This is a genomic window from Rhodoplanes sp. Z2-YC6860 (genome assembly GCF_001579845.1).
GTDB lineage: Bacteria > Pseudomonadota > Alphaproteobacteria > Rhizobiales > Xanthobacteraceae > Z2-YC6860.
This window is the reverse complement of record NZ_CP007440.1, coordinates 865,912-885,077: the sequence shown is the minus strand read 5'-3', so window position 1 is coordinate 885,077 and position 19,166 is coordinate 865,912. Positions and strand designations below refer to the sequence as shown.

Genomic DNA, 19,166 nt, shown 5'->3' with positions numbered 1-19,166 from the left:
GGTGAAACATCATTGTCGCGCAAATGGCCCACCGCGACAACCCGCGCATGCCGGTGCATGCAGAATCGTTGTCTTCCACAGCAAAAATGCTTAGCGTTTCCGTCAATTGGCAAAAAGCCAGTGGGGAGAAACGCCGATGTCTTACGTGACCAAATCCAACTTGAGTGGGTGGCTGATCAGGTCTGTGCTCGCCGCGGTCGTCGCCGCCGGGGCGTTGTTCGCGCAAGCGCCCGCGCAGGCACAGAGCTGGCCGACGCGGCCCGTGAAGTTCATCGTGCCGTTCGGTCCGGGCGCCGGCGCCGACATCGGCGCGCGGCTGTTCGCCGACAAGCTTTCGCAGAGGTGGGGCCAAGCGGTCGTGGTCGAGAACCGACCGGGCGGCGACAGCATCGTCGCCATCCAGGCCTTCCTGTCCGCGAACGACGACCACGTGCTGCTGTTCGGACCGGCCGGCAATTTCACCGTGCATCCGTTCAACTACAGCAAGCTGTCCTACAATCCGGCCGACCTCATTCCGATCGCGCGCGCCTCCAACACCATTCTGGCGCTCGCCGTGAAGCAGGATGCTCCCTACAAGACCATGAAGGACTTCACCGAAGCAGCGCGCAAGGCGCCCGGCAAATTCAATGCCGGCCTGGTGCAGGGCATCACCGAATTCACTTTCTGGGGCTACACCAACGAACAGAAGCTCGACATCCCTCAAGTGCCCTACCGCGACATCAACGTGGCGCCGACCGATCTCGGCGAAGACCGCATCCAGGTGGTGATGTCGTCCTATGCGATCGTGCAGCCGCAGATCCTGGCCGGCCGAATCCGGCCGCTGATCGTCAACAACAAGACTCGCGCGCCGGCGTTTCCGGACCTCCCGACCGCGCGGGAGAGCGGCTATCCGTCGCTCGAAGTGGAAGGTCTCGTCGGCCTGTTCGGGCTCAAGACCATGTCGGAAGAGCTGAAGGAGAAAATCGCCGCCGACTTCAGGGCGGCGGCCGCCGATGGCAGCATCGCCGACCGGCTCAAATCCACCGCACAGACGATCAACGTGGGCGGTCCGAAGGAGTTCGCCGAATCCATCGACGAGCAGCGAAGGAACATCGCTGCGGTGGTCAAGGCGATCAACTTCAAGCCGAAGAACTGACCGATGCTCGCCCGCCGGCAAGTCGCAGCGGCCCTCGCGGCGTTTGCGATTGCCAGCGGATGCGTGCAAACGGCGCGCGCGGACAACTATCCGTCGCGGGTGATCAAGCTCGTCGTGCCATACACGGCAGGCTCGCCCAACGACGTGATGGCGCGGCTGCTCACGCAGCACCTCCAGACGCGGCTCGGGCAGGCGATCGTCATCGACAACAAGCCGGGCGGCGGCACCGCGATCGGTACGAAGGCCGCGGCCTCTGCGGAGCCGGACGGCTATACGCTGCTTTTCATCAGTTCGGCGCTGATCATCGATCCGGCGATGAAGGGGCAGGCTTACGACCCGTTCAAGGAGTTCACGCCGGTCGCCAGCACCAACACGACGTCCTGGTTGATCACGGTCTCACCAACGCTGCAGGTGAAGACCTTGCCGGAGTTCGTGGCCTACACCAAGGCGCATCCCGGCACGGTGAACTTCGCCGCGACCCAGGGCACGGCGGCGATGCTGGTGGCGGAGCGTTTCAAGCAGCTCAGCACCGCCGACATGCTGATCGTGCCCTACAAAGGCGGCGCCGCCGCCCTGCCTGACTTTCTCGGCGGACGCATCCAGGTGCTGAATCCGACTCCGTCGACGAGCCTGCCGCTCATTCGCGAGGGCAAGATGCGGGCGCTGATGATCACGAGTCCCGCGCGCGTCGCCGATCTGCCGGACGTGCCGACCGCGCGCGAGGTGGGCCTGTCGTCGCTGACGCTGGAGTTCTGGGCCGGCGCGCTGGCGCCCGCCGGTACCCCACAAGATGTGATCGGCAAGCTCAACGCTGCGATCAACGAGACGCTCGCCTCCGACGAGACGAAGGCTGCCATGAACAAGCTCGGCTTTGACGCCAAGATCGGCTCGCCGCAGGATTTCGCCAAATTCATCGCCGAAGAAACGCCGCGCTGGACCGAGATCGTGAAACAGACAGGCGTCAAGGCGCAGTAGCTGGAGGATCGCGTGGAGAAGAAAATCATCATCGTCGGCGCCGGCATCGGGGGACTGGCCGCGGCGCTGTCGCTGCTCAAGCGCGGCATCGACGTGGACATCTACGAGCAGGCGCCCGAATTGAAGGAGGTTGGCGCCGGCATCCAGATCAGCTCGAACGGAACCCGCGTGCTCTACGCGCTCGGCCTCGAAGACGCGCTGAAGCGCGTGCAGGTGCTGCCGTCCCGCCGCGTGATCCGGCATTGGAGCAGCGGAGAGACCTGGAACTGGTTCGATCTCGGCGCGGTGACGGCGCAGCGCTACGGCACGCCGCACGTCATGCTGCATCGGGGCGATCTGCACGCACTCCTGGCCGACGCCGTGAAGGCGATCAAGCCGGACGCCGTGAAGCTGAACCGGCGCTGCGCCTCAGTGGCCACGTCCGGCGAAAACGCCGTGGTGCAATTCGACGACGGCGGCGCCATGCAGGCCGCCTACGCGATTGGCGCCGATGGCATCCACTCGAAAGCGCGCGCCGCGATGTTCGGCGCCGACAAGCCCGTCTTCACCGGCGCGGTGGCCTGGCGCGGGCTTGTGCCGATGAAGGAATTGCCGCCGCATCTGCAGCAGATGCAGGGCGTCAACTGGCTCGGCCCGCACGGCCATGTGCTGCACTATCCGGTGCGGCGCGGCGAGATCATGAACTTCATCAGCTTCGTCGAGCGCGACGATTGGCAGATCGAATCTTGGGTGACGCAGGGCACCAAGGACGAACTCGCCAACGACTTCCGCGGCTGGCACACGGATGTGCACGAGATCATCCGGCGCATCGAGACGCCCTACAAATGGGCCATGATGGTGCGTGACGCGATGCCGCGCTGGAGCCAGGGCCGTGTCACGCTCCTCGGCGACGCCTGCCATCCGACGCTGCCGTTCCTCGGCCAGGGCGGTGTGATGGCGATCGAAGACGGCTATATCGTCGCCGAGTGCATCGCCAAATATTTCGACAATCCGGAAGCCGCGTTCGCGCATTACGAGAGCGAGCGGCGCGAGCGCACCGCCGCCGTGGTGCGAAAGTCGCACGAAAACCGCCGCTCGGCCTTCAGCCCGGCCCTGGGCGACCCCAATGCGGTGGCGGTCGAAGTGGCGCGCGAATGGCAGCAGGAGCGCGTGCGCGAGCGGATGGAGTGGCTGTACGCATATGACGCGACGGCGGTGGCGGTTTAGCTCCGCCGTCATTCCGGGGCGCGAGCGCAGCGAGTGAACCCGGAATCCAGATGCAAACTCCACTCTCGTTTCTGGATTCCGGGTTCGCGCCTTCGGCGCGCCCCGGAATGACGGCTGTGAGCCTGGCGGCTTTTATAGAAAACGCTACGCCCGCTCGAATCCGTAAAGCCGTTCGGCGTTGTCGACCAGGATGCGCTTGCGCGTCGCCTCGTCCGGCACCCAGACCGCAATCTGATCCACCAAATCGCCGTCGTTCGGCATCGTCGTCTCCAGCAGCACATGCGGCCAGTCCGAGCCCCAGACCAGGCGGTCGGGCGCTGCGGCAACCAATGCATGGGCGAACGGCGTGATGTCGTCGTAAGGAGGCTGCTGCAACGACGTGCGATACGGCGCCGACATCTTGGCCCAGCCGCGGCCGGACTTGAGCAGGCGAATGAGCGCCCGGAAGCCCGGCGCGTTGACGCCCTGCTTCGGATCGGGCCGGCCCATATGGTCGATCACCACCTCGGTCGCGAAGCTGCCGAGGAACGTGTCGATGTCGGGATGATCCTCGATGTCGAGCAGGAACTGCACGTGCATGCCGTAACCCTTCACGCGCTCGGCAAGCTTGCGCGCGACATCGAAGGCGAGCCCGGTCTTGGCGGTGCGATTGACGCGGAAGCCGCGCACGCCCGCGCGCGCCAGATCCTCCAGTTCTCGGTCGGTGATGCTCTCGCCGATCAACGCTATGGCGCGCAACCGCTTGGGATGCGCCTTGATGGCGTCAACGATGAAACGGTTGTCGTTGCCGTAGAGCCCGGTCTGCACCATGACGCCGCGCTCGAAACCCACGGTGTCGAGCATCGCGAGATAATGGTCGAGCGTAACCTGCGGCGGCGTGTAGAGGCGGTTCGCGGCCCACGGGTAGCGGTCGCGCGGACCGAACACATGGCAGTGGCAGTCGGCGGCCTTCGGCGGGAGCTTGAGCTTCGGCTTGCGGATGTCGAGGTGCGGCCCCGCGCACATCGGCGGACCGGACAGGGCGTCGTTCATTTTGTTTTCCTCCCGAGCGCCGCGGCGCTGCGAAGGAGTCTATCCGAAGCCGTGGTCCATGAGGTCGGCACCCCGTGCATGCCACCAGCTACCGCGCCGGGTTGCCTTTCACGATAGCGCCGGCTGCAACGTTCTTGGTGACGACGCTGCCAGCGCCGATCACCGCATCGTCGCCCACCGTGATGCCGGGAAGGATGATCGCGCCGCCCCCGATCCAGACGTTGCGGCCGATACGGACAGGGCGGCCCAGCTCAAGTCCCGACCTGCGCTGCTCCGGGTCGCGTGGATGATCGGCGGCATAAATCTGCACCGCCGGACCGATCTGCGTGTCATCGCCGATCGTCACTTCGACCACGTCGAGGATGACGCAGTTGAAGTTGAGGAACACGCCGCTGCCGAGCCGGATGTTGGTGCCGTAATCGCAAAAGAACGGCGGACGGATTTGAGCCCCCTGCCCGACGCTCGCGAGCCGCTCCCGCAGGAGCGCCGGCCGGTCCGGCGGGAGCGAGACGTTGTAGCGCGCGAGCCAATGCGCCGTTGCGGCGAGTGCAGCCTGGATCTCCGGATCGTTCGGTCGATAGAGCTCGCCGGCCAGCATTTTGTCGTGTTCGGAGCGGTTCACGTCGTGATGGTCCTCGCAGTCCTTTCCTCACCCTCGCTCTTCGATGCGGCGACAGTGGGGTTTGGCTCCAGAAGCCGCAAAAAAGCAAAAGGCCCGGTCTTGCGACCGGGCCTTTCTCGATTCTTGCTGCGAAGTCGAAGCTTACGCGGCTTCTTCCTCGACCGCCTCTTCGGCGGTGGCGTCGGCATCGCTGGCCTCGGCTTCGCCGGCAGGCTTCGGACCGCGGCGAGGGCCCTTGGCGAGCGCGCCCTCGATCTCCTTCACGGCCTCGGTCTCGGTCACGTGCTGAACCGCGGCGATCTCGCGCGACAGCCGGTCGAGCGCGGCTTCGTAGAGCTGCCGCTCGCTGTAGGACTGCTCGGGCTGCGATTCCGACCGGAACAGGTCGCGAACGACCTCGGCGATGGCGACGATATCGCCCGAATTGATCTTGGCTTCGTACTCCTGGGCGCGGCGCGACCACATGGTGCGCTTGATCCGGGCCCGGCCCTTGAGGGTCTCAAGAGCGCGCTTGACCAGACCGCCTTCGGCGAGCTTGCGCATGCCGACCGCGGCCACCTTGGCCGTCGGAACCCGGAGCGTCATCTTGTCCTTGACGAAATTGATGACGAACAGCTCGAGCTTCGCGCCCGCAACCTCCTGTTCCTCGATTGCCATGATCTGACCAACGCCATGCGCCGGATAGACGATGTATTCGTTGGTCTTGAAGCCCTGCCGTTGGGTGGTCTTTTTGGCGGCTGTCATTCCAGGAACTGCTCCTTGCTCAACCGGCTTGCGGCCGGCGGCTGCTGTCTTGGTCACGGGGGCTGCCGCGCGGCGGGGGGTCGTCGTGCCACGTGCAACCTGCGATGTCCGCCGGGCTGCGCCTGCGGATGATTTCTTGGTACGGCGGCTGTTAGAGCCGGACGCACCCTTCTTGGACTTCTGACGCATCTTCCCTGCCACAGCTTATGCGTGCGTACGGCACGCCCCTATTCGGGTTTATATGGGGATCCACACCCGAAAAATAATGCTCCCACCGGGAGCCTCGAGCCAAAATCCATGTTGTCATGTGCATAACACATTTTCGGTCAGAATCAAAGCGTTGTTGCACTGCAAAAAGGCAACAATCGCGATTTTCCAGCAATCGCGGCGTTAAAATTGGTTAACGACGGCAGGCCTTAAAATGCCGTCTTGCTGCAACCCAGAATACGGATCAGTCACCCTGGCCCGGTTCCGCAGAGAAGAATTTCTCGAACTTGCCGGCCACGCCTTCCCAATCCTTGGCGTCGGCAGGCGCTTCCTTCTTCACCGTGATGTTCGGCCAGGTCTTGGCGTATTCGGCGTTCAGCCCCAGCCACTTCTCGAGGCCGGGTTCGGTGTCGGGCTTGATCGCCTCGGCCGGGCATTCGGGCTCGCAGACGCCGCAATCGATGCATTCGTCCGGATGAATGACGAGCATGTTCTCGCCTTCATAGAAGCAATCGACCGGGCAGACTTCGACACAGTCCGTGTACTTGCACTTGATACAGTTATCGTTGACGACGTAGGTCATACCACCGCTCCAAACGTGGCTCGGTCCGTACCGCATGGACCGCCGGTCCGCAAGCGATTGCGGCCATAAAACTCTTGTCCGCAATGGTGTTAATCGCCGAAATCGTCGCGGCCGAGCAGCCGGTCGATGTCTCGGCGCTCCCGCTTGGTGGGACGGCCGGCGCCCTCCTCGCGAATCGCGGACGGCGGGTCCGAGGGCGTTGGAACCACGGCAGGAGTCAGATCCTCAAAAAGGACCCGGGCGAGCGTGGCCGAGCCGCGGCGCTCGGCAAAGCCCGCCACCTTCAAGATGCGAACGTTGCGGTCCAACGCAATGGTGAGAACGTCACCGGGCCGCACCAGGCGGCTCACCTGTTCCACACGCTCGCTGTTGATGCGGACCAGGCCGCCATCCACCAGCGCGGCGGCCGCAGAGCGGGTGCGCACCACGCGAGCATGCCAGAGCCATTTATCGACCCGCTGACGGTCCAACGGCGCGACCACCTCGGCTGAGCATCAAGCTCAGCGTTTGTTGCCTTCGAGCTGCTCCTTCAGAGCGAGCAGCTTGGCAAACGGCGAATTCGGATCGGGTTCCTTGCCGCCGCGCTTCTGCTCGCTGGAACTCCAGGTGCGCGACGGCCGGTTGTCATCACGGTCGCGTCGATCGCGATCCCGCCGCGGCGGACGACCACCGCCATCCTCGCGGTCGCGACGCTCGGGACGGCCCTTGCGATTGTCGTCACGCTTGCCGTGACGCTCCGCCTGGCCATCGCGACGCTCGCCCTGCTCCCGATCGCGGCCATGAAACTTGCGGCGGCCTTGATGATGCTCTCGGCCGTTCTCGCCCGCAGGCGTCGCGTCGGTGGATGCTGCGGCCTGGTCGGGCGCCGCCGCAGCAGCAGCGCCGTCGCCGGCCGGCTGTGCTGCCGCCTGGCCCGGTTTGTGACCGCGATGCCTGGGGCGGCGGTTGCGGCCTTCGTTGTCGCGGGGCCGCCGTTCGCCGAGCGGACGGCCCGGCCGCCACACCTCGATCATCTCGGGCTCGGCAGGTGCAGCAGGCGCAGCGGCTTCAGCAGGAGTTGCAGTTTCGGTCGTAGCGGCCTCGGCCGGCGCGGCTTCAGCAGCGACAACTTCGGTCGCAGTCTCTGCGGCGACAGGTTCAGCAGCAACAGGTTCTGCAGCAACCGGCTCAGCGGCGACGGCTTCAGCAGCCGCCGGCTCAGCCTCAACATGTTTCTCAGCCTCGGCAGGGGCTTCGGCCGCGGCCTCAACGGGCGCATCGGCTTCGTCTGACGCGGGCTCGGCCGCTTCGTGCTCGCTGTGCTCCGCGTGCTCGACCTCCGGCATCTCGCCATCGGCCATCACGTCGTCATGTACGGCGGCCGTTTCCGTGGAAGCCGCAGCTTCGGTCGCAGCGGCGGCCGCATCCGCTTGCTTCTCGGCCTCAGCCGGCTTCTCAGCCTCCGGCGGTTTCGGCCGCCTCTCCATGCGGTAGCCGAGCGAGCGCAGGATCGAAGCGAAGTCCTCGCCCGACGCGCCGGTGAGCGACGTCATCGCGCCGGTAACGGTAAAGCCATAGCCGTTGAACGCACCGGGCGGCCGCGTCGCGCTCGAGCCTTCGCGCCAGGACATCGCCGGACGGATCAGATCGGCGAGCCGCTCCAGGATGTCCACGCGGATCGCGCGCTCGCCGCACACCCGATAACCGATGGTGCGGTAGAGCGGCTTCGGCGTGTCCTTGTCGACCGGAATCGAGGTGCGGCCGCTCGACGCAAGCCGCTGCAGTTCGGCGAGCCCCTTGTCGTCGGGCGTGCCGTTCTTCAGGAGCCACAGTTGCGCCGCGAGGCTGCGCGGCGCGGGCTTGAGCAACGCCGGCAGATAGAGATGGTAGGCGCCGAAGCGGACGCCGTATTTGCGCAGCAGGGCGCGTGCGGCCTGATCGAGGCCTTTGACCTCCTCGGCGACCTTCTGCCGCTCGAGCACGCCAAGCGCTTCGATGAGCTGATAGGCCACGCCACGGGCAATGCCGGTGATGTCTTCGGCGGCGGCGAGCGCGAACAGCGGACCAAGCAGCCGCTCGATATGGGTCTTGAGCCAAAGCTCGAGCCGCGTCTGCACCGCCTCGCGCGACGCGCCGTTGAGCTGCTCGTCGGCGATCACACGCAAGCGCGGCCGCAGCACATCCTCGCCCGGCAGAAGCTTGCCGACCGGCGTGCCGATCCAGCGCACGGTGCCGTCGGAATCGAGCACGAATTCGCGCTCCGGCGCATGCGTGAGCTTGGTCGCCCGCGCATCGATCTCACCCGAGAGCGCGCTCCGCGCCGCGGCTTGCAAGGCCTTCGCCTCGGAGCCCGCCGCGGATGCATCCGCAACAAAGGTGAACCCGTCGAGGCGCCCGATCTCGTGCCCCTCAACCACCACTTCGCCAGTCTTTTTAATTTCAGTTTCCAATGTCGAGTTCTCGCGCAACCGCCGCATCAACACACTGGTGCGCCGGTCGACGAACCGCTCGGTGAGACGTTCATGCAACGCATCCGAGAGCTTGTCCTCCACGCCCCGCGCAACGGCCTGCCAATGCTCCGGATCGGCAAGCCAGTCGGGACGGTTCGCCACGAAGGTCCAGGTGCGGACATGCGCAATTCGATTCGAAAGCGTATCGATGTCGCCATCGGTCCGATCAGCCTGTGCCACTTGCGCGGAGAACCAGTCGGCCGGGATTTTACCCTCTCGCATCAAGAAACCATAGAGGGTCACGATAAGTTCGGCGTGCGACGCCGGCGCAATTTTACGGTAGTCCGGCACCTGACACACATCCCACAAACGCTGGACTGCGGCCTTGCTGGTCGCCATGCCGCGGATTTCTTCATCGCGCGCCGCATGTTCGAGCACCAGAATGTCTTCCGCGACCGGGGCGCGCGTCAGACCTTGTTCGGTCGGTGTCAGCGAAAGCGACGCCTGCAACGCGCCGATGGTTGAAAAATCCAGATCGGTGTTGCGCCATTGCAGCACTCTGATCGGCTCGAAAGCGTGACTTTCGAGCTGATGGACCAGTTCGTTGTCGAATGGCGGACATCGTCCGGTGGTGCCGAACGTGCCATCGCGCTGCGCACGACCGGCCCGGCCCGCGATCTGTGCCATTTCGGAAGGATTGAGCCTGCGGAACTGATAGCCGTCGAATTTGCTGTCGGATGCGAAGGCCACGTGATCGACGTCGAGGTTCAATCCCATGCCGATCGCGTCGGTGGCGATCAGATAATCGACATCGCCCGATTGATAGAGTTCGACCTGGGCGTTTCGCGTGCGCGGCGACAGTGCGCCCAGCACGACCGCGGCGCCGCCGCGCTGGCGGCGGATGAGCTCGGCGATGGCGTAGACCTCGTCGGCCGAGAAGACGACGATTGCGCTTCGCCGCGGCAGCCGGGTGATCTTGCGGTCCCCCGAATGAATGAGGGTCGAAAGCCTGGGGCGCTGCACGATGTTGGCGCCCGGCAGCAGCCGCTCGACCATCGGCCGCACGGTCGCGGCGCCGAGCACCAGGGTTTCCTCGCGGCCGCGGCGGTTGAGCATGCGGTCGGTGAAGACGTGGCCCCGGTCCAAGTCCGATCCGAGCTGGATCTCGTCGATCGCGACAAAGGCGCAATCGAGATCGCGCGGCATGGCTTCGACCGTCGACACCCAGAATCGCGGGTTGCGCGGCTTGATCTTCTCCTCGCCGGTGACGAGCGCGACGTTCTCGGCGCCGACCCGGTCGACCACCTTGTTGTAGACCTCACGCGCCAAGAGCCGCAGCGGCAGGCCGATCAGGCCGGACGAATGCGCCAGCATCCGCTCGATGGCGAGATGGGTCTTGCCCGTGTTGGTCGGGCCAAGGACGGCGGTGACGCCAGCGCCACGGGCGCGGGCGTCGCGGGAGGCAGGCGACGAGAACGAAAGCGACATCAGATTTCCAGGATGGGAGTGGCCCGGACCATCGCGGGCACGCCTTTCTGTACCACAATGCGACGCCTAGAGGGCGCCGGCGTTAAACAAGCGAACGAGTCTGGAACGAATCGCGCCCGAATCGCTGACTCGCGCGCCATCGCCCTTCGTTCTCCCCGACATTTCGGTCTATCGCATTGAAAAACCACAACATCGGGCTACGAAACCTCATTCGATCCAGCGCAAACGGCCGGCCATTCGTTAACACGGGTCCGCGACCGCCAATCGCGAAGAGTCAACGCCTGCCGCAGCGCAACCCTGTGGGCAACCTGTGAATAAATGTCGTCGAACGGACCGCGGCGCAAGCGCCAAGCGCGGCGATTGGGTCGCTTACTGTGTTCTGGAACCGACGGCTGCCGCATGCGGCGGCGGCGGCATCGAAACGAACTGGGTTGCCTGCATCACGCCGGTCCCGATCGGAGTCGGGATCGAAACCCGGAAGGGAACCAGCACGCGGGTGGCAGCGATCGGGGCCAGCCAGATTTCGATGTCGCGCTGCGCAACCAGGTATTTGATCGCCGCGCGATGCGGCACATAGCCGGCCAACGGCACAAAGGTGACGGAACACACCACCGCCGGGCCCTCATAGCCCTTTTCGGCCTTCACCTGCTCCATTCGCTTGTAGGCGAATTGCAGATTGTAACGCATGCGGCCGTCGAAGATCTGATTGGTGCGCTGGCAGGCCTGGGGGCCGACCGGATTGCCGGTTCCCGGCACCCGGACCAGCGAGCCGGTCATCGGGTCGCTGACACCGCGCTTGTGCGCCTCGGTGACCGGGATGCGGTCGTCATCCGGCGGGACTTCCGGAACGATGGAGAACTGTTTGACGTCACCCGAGGCGAGCGTCATGCGGATTTCTTCGGTCTTCTTGTCGGTGGTGACGCTAGCCGCAAAGCTCGCCGGCACCGGATTGCCGCCGACGATATAGCCGCGGGAGGCACCCTGCCCCTGTCCGGTCGAAAGCACACGCAGCAAGCCCGAGGTCGCGCCACTCGCCGCGGCGGTGTACTGGGTGTCGGTAATGTCGATGACCCAGGCGCCCTTGCCGATCGGCACGCCGCCGAGCGTCACCGAATAGCGCGCGTCGAGACGGCCCGACTGGGCCTGCGCCTGCCCCTGGGCCGAGGCCGGTGCAGCCACGACAATCCCGAGGCCCGCCACCGTAAGCCCAAGCCCAACCCCAAGCATCGACCGAACCGCCGCCGAGGCCAAGATTCCGTTCTCCTCGAATGCTTTAGAGTATCCGCTTTGCCGCGCAAGGCGGCCCCGATCAAGGCAATGGAGCGGGGGATGACTGCTTATCCCCGGTCTCGGAGCGGAATGAGTCGTTTATATGATGAGCATCCGGGGCGGTGCCGCAGGCTTGACGCCAGTTGACGCCCAAGGCCCCTGTCTTTATACGTCCGCGGTCCACGAAAAACGTCGTTTTCCGGCGCCAAGATGGCGCCGCATGTTTTCAAGGGTATCTACCATGTCGCGCCGCTGCGATCTGACCGGCAAATCGGCCCTGGTCGGCCACAAGGTGAGCCACTCGAACCGCAAGACCAAGCGGCGGTTCCTGCCGAACCTCCTCAACGTCACGGTGATCTCCGACGCGCTCGCTCGCTCGGTCAAACTCCGCATTTCGGCCAACGCGCTGAAGTCGGTCGACCACCGCGGCGGCCTCGACGCCTATCTTCTGGCTGCCAAGAGCGAGGTGCTCGCGCCGCGGCTGCGCACGCTGAAGAAGGAAATCGAGAAGAAGCTCGCGAAGGCGAGCTGATAGCCGATTTCGCTCCGGAGCCGGACGGTCTCTCCGGCGTCATTCCGGGGCGCGCCGAAGGCGCGAACCCGGAATCCATAACCACAAGTCTCGATTGGTTTGACGATGGGGCGGCTCTGCCGCCCTATTTTGTTATCGAGTTGTAGAGATCATCCCAGTCGGGATTTTCATTTTCGATCAGCGTGACCTTCCAGTCTCGCCGCCATTTCTTGATCTCTTTTTCGCGGTCGATCGCTGACATCGGATCGTCATAGACTTCAAACCAGACAAGGCGAGTTACGTCATAGCGTGACGTGAAGCCCGGCGTTTCCTTTGTCTTGTGTTGATAGACGCGGCGCACCAAGTCGCGCGATACGCCTGCGTAAAGCGTGCCGTGTTTGCCGCTGGCAAGCAGATAGACGTAGTACGCCATCGCGAAAGTCGTGGTTATGGATTCCGGGTTCGCTCGCTACGCTCGCGCCCCGGAATCACCAGGTGAGAGAGCTTACTCCCCCACCAGCCCGAACTGCAGCAACACGGTCCGTTGCAGCGCGAAGAAGTTGTCGTCGGAAATCAGCGTCAGCACCAGCGTGCCGTCGGCCGCGCGATGCACCGACAGGCCTTCCATGTTGTCGATCTGCGAGCCCATGTCGGCGGTGATCAGCACCGGGCCGTCAACGGTGGCGCCGGGCTTGATCGACGCCAGCGGCACGGAGCGGATGCGCATCGCAAAACCGCTGGTCCAGGAGAAGCGGCGCTCCAAGACCAACATCTTGCCATTGGGCGTCAGCGCGCAATCGCTGATGTCAAAATCATCATCGGTATTCTTGAGCGCAAATGTGCCGTCGTTGCCGCCTCCGATCAGGAAGCTCAAGCGGTTGCCGCGGGCATCCAGGCCCTGCTCGGAGATCGCAATCAAGGTCCCGGCCAGCGGCCCGCCGTGCGGCGGCATCACCAGGCACTCGAGGCTGCCGTTTTTCGGCAGCGTCTTGAACGCCGGCAGCACCGGAATCGGAATACCGCGCGCCGTGAGCCCGTCGCGGCCGTAGTCGAACCGCACGATCCGTTGCACGCGCTCGATGCCGACATAGACCGTGCCGCCGTCCTCGGCGAGCGACTCGGTGTCGTACCAGCCGCGTCGCTTGAGCGGCAGACGATCGGGACCCAGCATTGGCGCCATCTCGGCGTCGCGGATCGCGATCGGCGCGATGCCGCGGTAGACGATCTGGCCGCGCAGCCAGTTGCTCTTGTCGGTGAGCGCGAGAAAATTCTGCCCATCGGCCGCGACACGAATGGCCGAGATGCCGCCGAAGTCTCTCGCGGGCGATTCCAGCAACAGCCCGCCCCGGAAATCCAGCGCGCCAAAACGCGTCTGCTTCGGATTGCGGGCATCGAAGGCATCGATCGCCTGCGCCTTGATGTCGATCCGATGCGGGCCTGACTCGTGCGGCGGCTGCGCCGCAGCCGGAATCAGCGCGAGCGCGAGGATCGCCAGAAAGGCTGCGATGCGGGAGACGACGGTTTTCAAGGCTAAACCCCTTAGAGCCCATCCCGTTTCAAAGGAAACGCGATGGGCTCCGGTTATCGGGTGGCGCATGTCCTTTCCGGAAAACCGGTGTCCACTTTTCCGGGACATGCGCTAGCGGGGCTATTTTACCAAATCATGGCACAGCCGCCCCGAGGGGGCGGCTGCTTATTCATGAATGTAGTTTACGCGCGACGCGGCGCGTCGGGCGCGCCATCGCGTCCTCGGCAGCGTGCTCCTCGAACAGCTCGGCCAGCTTTTCGGTCATCGCGCCGCCCAATTCTTCGGCATCGACGATGGTCACGGCGCGGCGGTAGTAGCGCGTGACGTCGTGCCCGATGCCGATGGCGATCAGCTCGACCGGCGAGCGGGTCTCGATCTCCTCGATGATCCAGCGCAGATGACGCTCGAGATAGTTGCCGGGATTGACCGACAGCGTGGAATCGTCAACCGGCGCGCCGTCGGAGATCATCATCAGGATCTTGCGCTGCTCGGTGCGAGCCAGCAGGCGCTTGTGCGCCCAGTCCAGCGCCTCGCCATCGATGTTCTCTTTCAGCAGACCCTCGCGCATCATCAGGCCGAGGTTCTTGCGCGCACGCCGCCACGGCGCGTCGGCCGACTTGTAGATGATGTGGCGCAGATCGTTGAGGCGGCCCGGATTGGCGGTCTTGCCGGCGGCGAGCCAGGACTCGCGCGCCTGTCCGCCCTTCCAGGCCCGCGTCGTGAAGCCGAGAATCTCGACCTTGACGCCGCAGCGTTCCAATGTGCGCGCCAGAATGTCCGCGCAGGTCGCAGCGACCGTGATCGGCCGGCCGCGCATCGAGCCTGAATTGTCGAGCAGCAGCGTCACCACGGTGTCGCGGAAGTTCGTCTCTTTTTCCTGCTTGAACGACAGCGCATGCAGCGGATCGATGATGATGCGCGGCAGCCGCGACGGATCGAGCAGGCCCTCTTCGAGATCGAAGTCCCAGGCGCGGTTCTGCTGCGCCATCAAGCGGCGCTGCAGCCGGTTGGCAAGCCGCGCAACGACGCCTTGGAGGTGCGAAAGCTGCTTGTCGAGATAGCCGCGCAACCGGTCGAGCTCTTCAGGCTCGCAGAGATCTTCCGCCGCGATGGTCTCGTCGAAGCGCATCGTGAAAGGCTTGTAGTCCGGGCCGCGCGGCTCGTTCGGCCGGTTGCGCGGGCGCCACGGCTCAGCCGCGGTCTCGGACTCGCCCATCTCGGAATCGTCGGCCATGTCGGCGGCGGGCGCGTCGACGGCTTCTTCGGCAGTCTCGGAAGCATCGGCGGACGCTTCGGCGTCCTCCATGCTCATCTTTTCCATCTCTTCGGAGTCGGCGGCCTCGCCTTGCTCGCCGGTCTCGTCCTTGCGGCGCTCCTGCTCGCCCTCCTCGCCCTCTTCCTCCTCGTCGGAGGTCGAGCGATCCTCGCCCATGTCGAGTTGATCGAGGAGATCGTGCACCGCGTCGCCGAAGCGGCGCTGGTTCTCGACCACCTTCTCGAGCTTATCGAGCCCCTTGCCGATGCGCTCCTCGATGAACGGCCGCCACAACTCGACGATCTTTTTCGCGGCCGGCGGCGGCGCCTGGCCGGTCAGCCGCTCGCGCACGATCATCGACAGCGCTTCCTCGATCGGCGCGTCGGCGCGGTCGGTGATCTCGTCGAACTTGCCGCGATGGAAGCGGTCGTCGATCATCGCTGCGAGATTGTTCTTCACTCCCAGCATCCGGCGCGCCCCGATCGCTTCGACACGGGCCTGCTCGACGGCATCGAACACCGCGCGGGCCTGCTGGCCGCCGGGCAGAAGCCTGCGATGCACCGCCGGATCGTGGCAGGCGAGCTTCAGCGCAATCGCGTCGGCGTTGCCGCGCACGATCGCGGCCTCCTCGCGGGTGAGCTTGCGAGCGGGCTCAGGCAGGCGGACCTTGCCGCCCACGAGCCCGGGCCGCTCGGCCGCGAACGACACTTCGAGATCGGACTTTTTGGCGATCGCGCGCAGGCATCCGGTGACCGCCCGCTTGAACGGCTCGGCCGGCGATTCCTTCTGCTGCGTCTTGGGCTTCTGATTGGAGGACATCGGTTATGTTCTACCGCGATCTCTCGGATGTCATTCCGGGGCGGCGCGCCCCAGTGCGTTTACGCGCGTCTTCCACGCACTATGGCCTAACCCGGAATCCAGACGCGCACTTCGCGTCCGGAACTGGATTCCGGGTTCGCGGGCTGCGCCCGCGCCCCGGAATGACGTCTACGCTCAGCTCAGCGCCACGTTGACCGAGCTCTCCGGGAGCTCCTGGCCGAAGCAGCGCTGATAGAACTCGGCGACGATCGGCCGCTCGAGCTCATCGCACTTGTTGACGAAGGTCAGCCGGAACGCGAAGCCGACATCCTTGAAGATGTCGGCGTTCTCGGCCCAGGTGATCACCGTGCGCGGGCTCATCACGGTCGACAGGTCGCCGTTGATGAAGGCGTTGCGCGTCAGGTCGGCGACGCGGACCATCTTGTTGACGATGTCGCGGCCTTCCTGGGTCTGGTAGTGCTTGGCCTTCGCCAGCACGATCTCGACCTCGTTGTCATGCGGCAGATAGTTCAGCGTGGTCACGATCGACCAGCGGTCCATCTGCGCCTGGTTGATCTGCTGCGTGCCGTGATAGAGGCCCGAGGTGTCGCCGAGGCCGATGGTGTTCGCAGTGGCGAACAGCCGGAACGCCGGATGCGGCTTGATCACGCGGCTCTGGTCGAGCAGCGTCAGACGGCCCGATGATTCCAGCACGCGCTGGATGACGAACATCACGTCCGGGCGGCCGGCGTCATACTCGTCGAAGCAGAGCGCGATGTTGTTGGCGTAGGCCCAGGGCAGGATGCCGTCACGGAATTCGGTGACCTGCTTGCCCTCTTTGATGACGATGGCGTCCTTGCCGATCAGATCGATACGGCTGATGTGGCTGTCGAGGTTGACGCGCACGCAGGGCCAGTTGAGCCGCGCGGCGACCTGCTCGATGTGGGTCGACTTGCCGGTGCCGTGATAGCCCGAGACGATGACGCGACGGTTGTGCGCGAAACCGGCCAGGATCGCGAGCGTCGTGGTGCGGTCGAAACGGTAGTCCGGATCGACGTCCGGCACGTGGTCGTCGCCCTTGGAATAGGCCGGGACCTCCATGTCGCTGTCGATGCTGAAAAGCTGCCGGACTGACACCTTCATGTCGGGTGTGCCGGGTGTGTTTTGTTGTGCGGTTGCCATAGGTACTCCGTGGCCCCGGAACGGCGCGGGGCCGCGATTTTTGCCGGGATTCGTTCTGGAATAACGGTCAACTTAGCAGACAAGCCGTGCAGCGTGAAAGCGGCCCGCTGCATAGCTAAAATGCTGGAATTACAAGCACCTAGCGAATCGGGGCGTCATTTTTACGCCGAGATGGGGGCCGATTGCATGCCCTTGTCCCGCGCAATGGCGTAGGCTTGCCGGACACCATATTGGCGGGGTGAGGCCTGCGGGGGCCTCGCCCGTCAACAGACCGGATATAGGCGCCGCCCTGGCCGCAGGGAAGCGCAACCGGCCGGCATCCATAGGGAGACGTCCATGTCAGAGGTCCTGACCAGAGATCGCAAAGAGACCAATTCAGGCGACCGGGTGCGCTTCTACGGCGTGCACCATCTGGCGCTCAACACCGACGACATGAAGATGACGGTGGATTTCTATGTCGACGTGCTCGGCATGCGGCTGGTCCATGCCATGAAGGTGCCGCCGGGGCTCGGCACCGGGCCGGGCAACCGCGGCAACCCACCGTTCGAGGAAATCCGCCACTACTTCTTCGACATGGGCCGCGACGGACTTCTAGCGTTCTTCGAGATGCCGAAGGGCAAGAAGCAGCCCGGCGACCGCAATGCGCTCGGCGCCATGCAGCACGTCTCGTTCGCCGTGTCGCCGGAAAGCCAGAAACGCATCTGCGAAAGGCTGAAGGCCGCCAAGGTGCCGTTCGACGGCCCGATGGAAATCCTGCCGGGCATCTTCTCGATCTATGTGTTCGACCCGAACGACATCCGGCTCGAATTCTCCTGCCAGCCCTCGAACGGCGAAGGCGAGCCGCTGATCGTGCCGCAGGTGACGCAGACCAAGGACGAGGCGCTGGCCGAGCTCAAGACGCTGACCGGCGACAAGAGCTGGCTCGATCGCGCCACCGCGGGACTTGCCGACTAGCTGATGGCGGTTGCTCTTCGCAAGAATATGTCGCCGGTCGCGATCGCAGGCGGTGGCATCGGCGGGCTTGCCTGCGCGTTGGCGCTGGCGCGCCACGGCTTCCGCTCGCTGGTGCTGGAGCAGGCCGCCGAATTCGGCGAAGCCGGCGTTGGCCTCCAGATGGCGCCCAATGCACTGTCGGTGCTCGACGCACTCGGCGTCGGCGAGCCCGCGAAGCGGCACGCCTTGCTGATCGAGCGGCTTCTGATGATGGACGCGGTGACCGCCACCGAAGTCGCCAACGTGCCGCTCGACGGGCGCTTTCGCGCGCGCTTCGGCAATCCCTACGCGGTGGCGCATCGCGCCGACATCCACGGCGCACTGCTGGACGGCTGCCGCGCCCAATCGCTGATCGAGCTTCGCAACGGCAGCCGGGTCGCGGATTTCCAGCAATCCGGCAACGGCGTCGCGGTGTTTCTGGAGAGCGGCGAGCGGATCGAGGCCGCGGCGCTCGTCGGCGCCGACGGCGTGCATTCCATCGTGCGCAAGAAGATCGTCGGCGACGGCGATCCGCCGCCGGCCGGCGCCGTGATCTATCGCGCCACGATTTCAGTCGATGAGATGCCGAAGGACCTGCAGCAGCCCTACCCGACATTCTGGGCCGGGCCCGGCTGGCACATGATCTACTACCCGATGCGCGACTGGAGCGTGTTCAATCTCGGCTGCACGGCGGTGAGCAATCAGACACCGCCCAATGACGGCGAAGAGGTGGCGCCGCATCACGTGATGCCGCTGTTTGCCGGGAGCTGCGCGGCGCCATTGCGCGTGCTGCGAATTCCGAAGCGCTTCCGCCGGTATGTGATCCGCCACCGCGCGCCGGTGGAGAACTGGACGCAGGGCACCACCACGCTGCTCGGCGACGCCGCGCATCCGATGGTGCAGTACATTGCGCAAGGCGCCGCCATGGCGCTGGAGGATGCGATCTGCCTCGGGAATTTCGCCGCCGACTGCGACGGCGATTTCGCAAGAGCGTTCCAGCGCTATCAGGACGTCCGGACAGTGCGCACCGCACGGGTGCAGATCTCATCGCTGATGATGGATCGCATCAACCATGCCAAGGGCCTGGAGCGGAAGGTGCGCAACTCGCTGTTCGAGGGCCGCACCGCAGAAGAATTCTACGACCGCCTGGCGTGGCTCTACACGCCGCCGCCTTATGTGAAGTGATCAGCCAGCACACTTTTCGCAGCATCGGCAGCGCCCACCCTCCCC

Annotated in this window: 17 protein-coding genes; 6 read left to right on the top strand and 11 right to left on the bottom strand. The window is 65.0% G+C overall.

Annotation, left to right across the window (positions count from 1 at the left end; all coding sequences use genetic code 11):
• The first annotated feature begins 136 nt into the window (after positions 1-136).
• From RHPLAN_RS04075 to RHPLAN_RS04065, 3 genes are read left to right on the top strand one after another with little or no spacing between them, the layout of a single operon-like run.
• Positions 137-1,135: a Bug family tripartite tricarboxylate transporter substrate binding protein gene (locus RHPLAN_RS04075; protein WP_084244267.1), complete on the top strand. Its 999-nt coding sequence runs from the start codon at positions 137-139 to the stop codon at positions 1,133-1,135.
• Positions 1,136-1,138: 3 nt separating this feature from the next.
• Positions 1,139-2,110: a Bug family tripartite tricarboxylate transporter substrate binding protein gene (locus tag RHPLAN_RS04070; RefSeq protein WP_068014077.1), complete on the top strand. Its 972-nt coding sequence runs from the start codon at positions 1,139-1,141 to the stop codon at positions 2,108-2,110.
• Positions 2,111-2,122: 12 nt separating this feature from the next.
• On the top strand, positions 2,123-3,316 hold the full coding sequence (locus tag RHPLAN_RS04065; protein ID WP_068014071.1) for an FAD-dependent monooxygenase: 1,194 nt from the start codon (positions 2,123-2,125) through the stop codon (positions 3,314-3,316).
• A gap of 144 nt (positions 3,317-3,460) precedes the next feature.
• Here the strand turns inward: RHPLAN_RS04065 and RHPLAN_RS04060 are convergent, their stop codons facing one another.
• The 7 genes from RHPLAN_RS04060 to RHPLAN_RS04030 all read right to left on the bottom strand — a co-directional run bounded on the left by RHPLAN_RS04060 (position 3,461) and on the right by RHPLAN_RS04030 (position 11,672).
• Positions 3,461-4,348, bottom strand: a complete 888-nt coding sequence (locus RHPLAN_RS04060) for an amidohydrolase family protein (protein ID WP_068014069.1) — start codon at positions 4,346-4,348, stop codon at positions 3,461-3,463.
• 88 nt (positions 4,349-4,436) lie between these two features.
• Positions 4,437-4,946: a sugar O-acetyltransferase gene (locus RHPLAN_RS04055; protein ID WP_068030551.1), complete on the bottom strand. Its 510-nt coding sequence runs from the start codon at positions 4,944-4,946 to the stop codon at positions 4,437-4,439.
• Between the two features lie 165 nt (positions 4,947-5,111).
• Positions 5,112-5,714, bottom strand: coding sequence for a CarD family transcriptional regulator (locus RHPLAN_RS04050; protein ID WP_068014067.1), 603 nt, complete (start codon positions 5,712-5,714; stop codon positions 5,112-5,114).
• 451 nt (positions 5,715-6,165) lie between these two features.
• Complete coding sequence (gene fdxA / locus RHPLAN_RS04045; protein WP_068014065.1) at positions 6,166-6,504, bottom strand: ferredoxin FdxA; 339 nt, start codon at positions 6,502-6,504, stop codon at positions 6,166-6,168.
• Between the two features lie 89 nt (positions 6,505-6,593).
• Entirely contained in the window at positions 6,594-6,932 is a 339-nt protein-coding gene (locus RHPLAN_RS04040) for an RNA-binding S4 domain-containing protein (protein WP_237180043.1), read from the bottom strand.
• 72 nt (positions 6,933-7,004) lie between these two features.
• Entirely contained in the window at positions 7,005-10,421 is a 3,417-nt protein-coding gene (locus RHPLAN_RS04035; RefSeq protein WP_068014063.1) for a helicase-related protein, read from the bottom strand.
• Positions 10,422-10,790: 369 nt separating this feature from the next.
• The gene (locus RHPLAN_RS04030; protein ID WP_237180042.1) at positions 10,791-11,672 is read right to left on the bottom strand and encodes a DUF3108 domain-containing protein; all 882 of its coding nucleotides are present in this window, start codon (positions 11,670-11,672) and stop codon (positions 10,791-10,793) included.
• Between the two features lie 259 nt (positions 11,673-11,931).
• Between RHPLAN_RS04030 and rpmB the strand changes: the two genes are divergently transcribed.
• Entirely contained in the window at positions 11,932-12,222 is a 291-nt protein-coding gene (gene rpmB / locus RHPLAN_RS04025) for a 50S ribosomal protein L28 (RefSeq protein WP_068014060.1), read from the top strand.
• Between the two features lie 124 nt (positions 12,223-12,346).
• On the opposite strand, the gene RHPLAN_RS04020 is transcribed toward rpmB, so the two are convergent.
• The 4 genes from RHPLAN_RS04020 to cobS all read right to left on the bottom strand — a co-directional run bounded on the left by RHPLAN_RS04020 (position 12,347) and on the right by cobS (position 16,964).
• On the bottom strand, positions 12,347-12,634 hold the full coding sequence (locus RHPLAN_RS04020) for a GIY-YIG nuclease family protein (RefSeq protein ID WP_068014058.1): 288 nt from the start codon (positions 12,632-12,634) through the stop codon (positions 12,347-12,349).
• A gap of 72 nt (positions 12,635-12,706) precedes the next feature.
• Entirely contained in the window at positions 12,707-13,729 is a 1,023-nt protein-coding gene (locus RHPLAN_RS04015; RefSeq protein ID WP_068014057.1) for an esterase-like activity of phytase family protein, read from the bottom strand.
• Positions 13,730-13,898: 169 nt separating this feature from the next.
• Positions 13,899-15,803: a cobaltochelatase subunit CobT gene (gene cobT, locus RHPLAN_RS04010; RefSeq protein ID WP_068014056.1), complete on the bottom strand. Its 1,905-nt coding sequence runs from the start codon at positions 15,801-15,803 to the stop codon at positions 13,899-13,901.
• Positions 15,804-15,977: 174 nt separating this feature from the next.
• A complete protein-coding gene (cobS, locus tag RHPLAN_RS04005; protein ID WP_068014055.1) occupies positions 15,978-16,964 on the bottom strand; it encodes a cobaltochelatase subunit CobS in 987 nt (328 codons plus the stop codon).
• Positions 16,965-17,300: 336 nt separating this feature from the next.
• On the opposite strand from cobS, the gene RHPLAN_RS04000 reads away from it, so the two are divergent.
• Both RHPLAN_RS04000 and RHPLAN_RS03995 read left to right on the top strand, forming a co-directional pair.
• Positions 17,301-17,918, top strand: a complete 618-nt coding sequence (locus RHPLAN_RS04000; RefSeq protein WP_068014054.1) for a VOC family protein — start codon at positions 17,301-17,303, stop codon at positions 17,916-17,918.
• Positions 17,919-17,921: 3 nt separating this feature from the next.
• Positions 17,922-19,121 carry a 3-hydroxybenzoate 6-monooxygenase gene (locus RHPLAN_RS03995; protein ID WP_068014052.1) on the top strand — a complete coding sequence of 400 codons (1,200 nt, stop codon included), beginning with the start codon at positions 17,922-17,924 and terminating at the stop codon, positions 19,119-19,121.
• Positions 19,122-19,166: the final 45 nt, after the last annotated feature.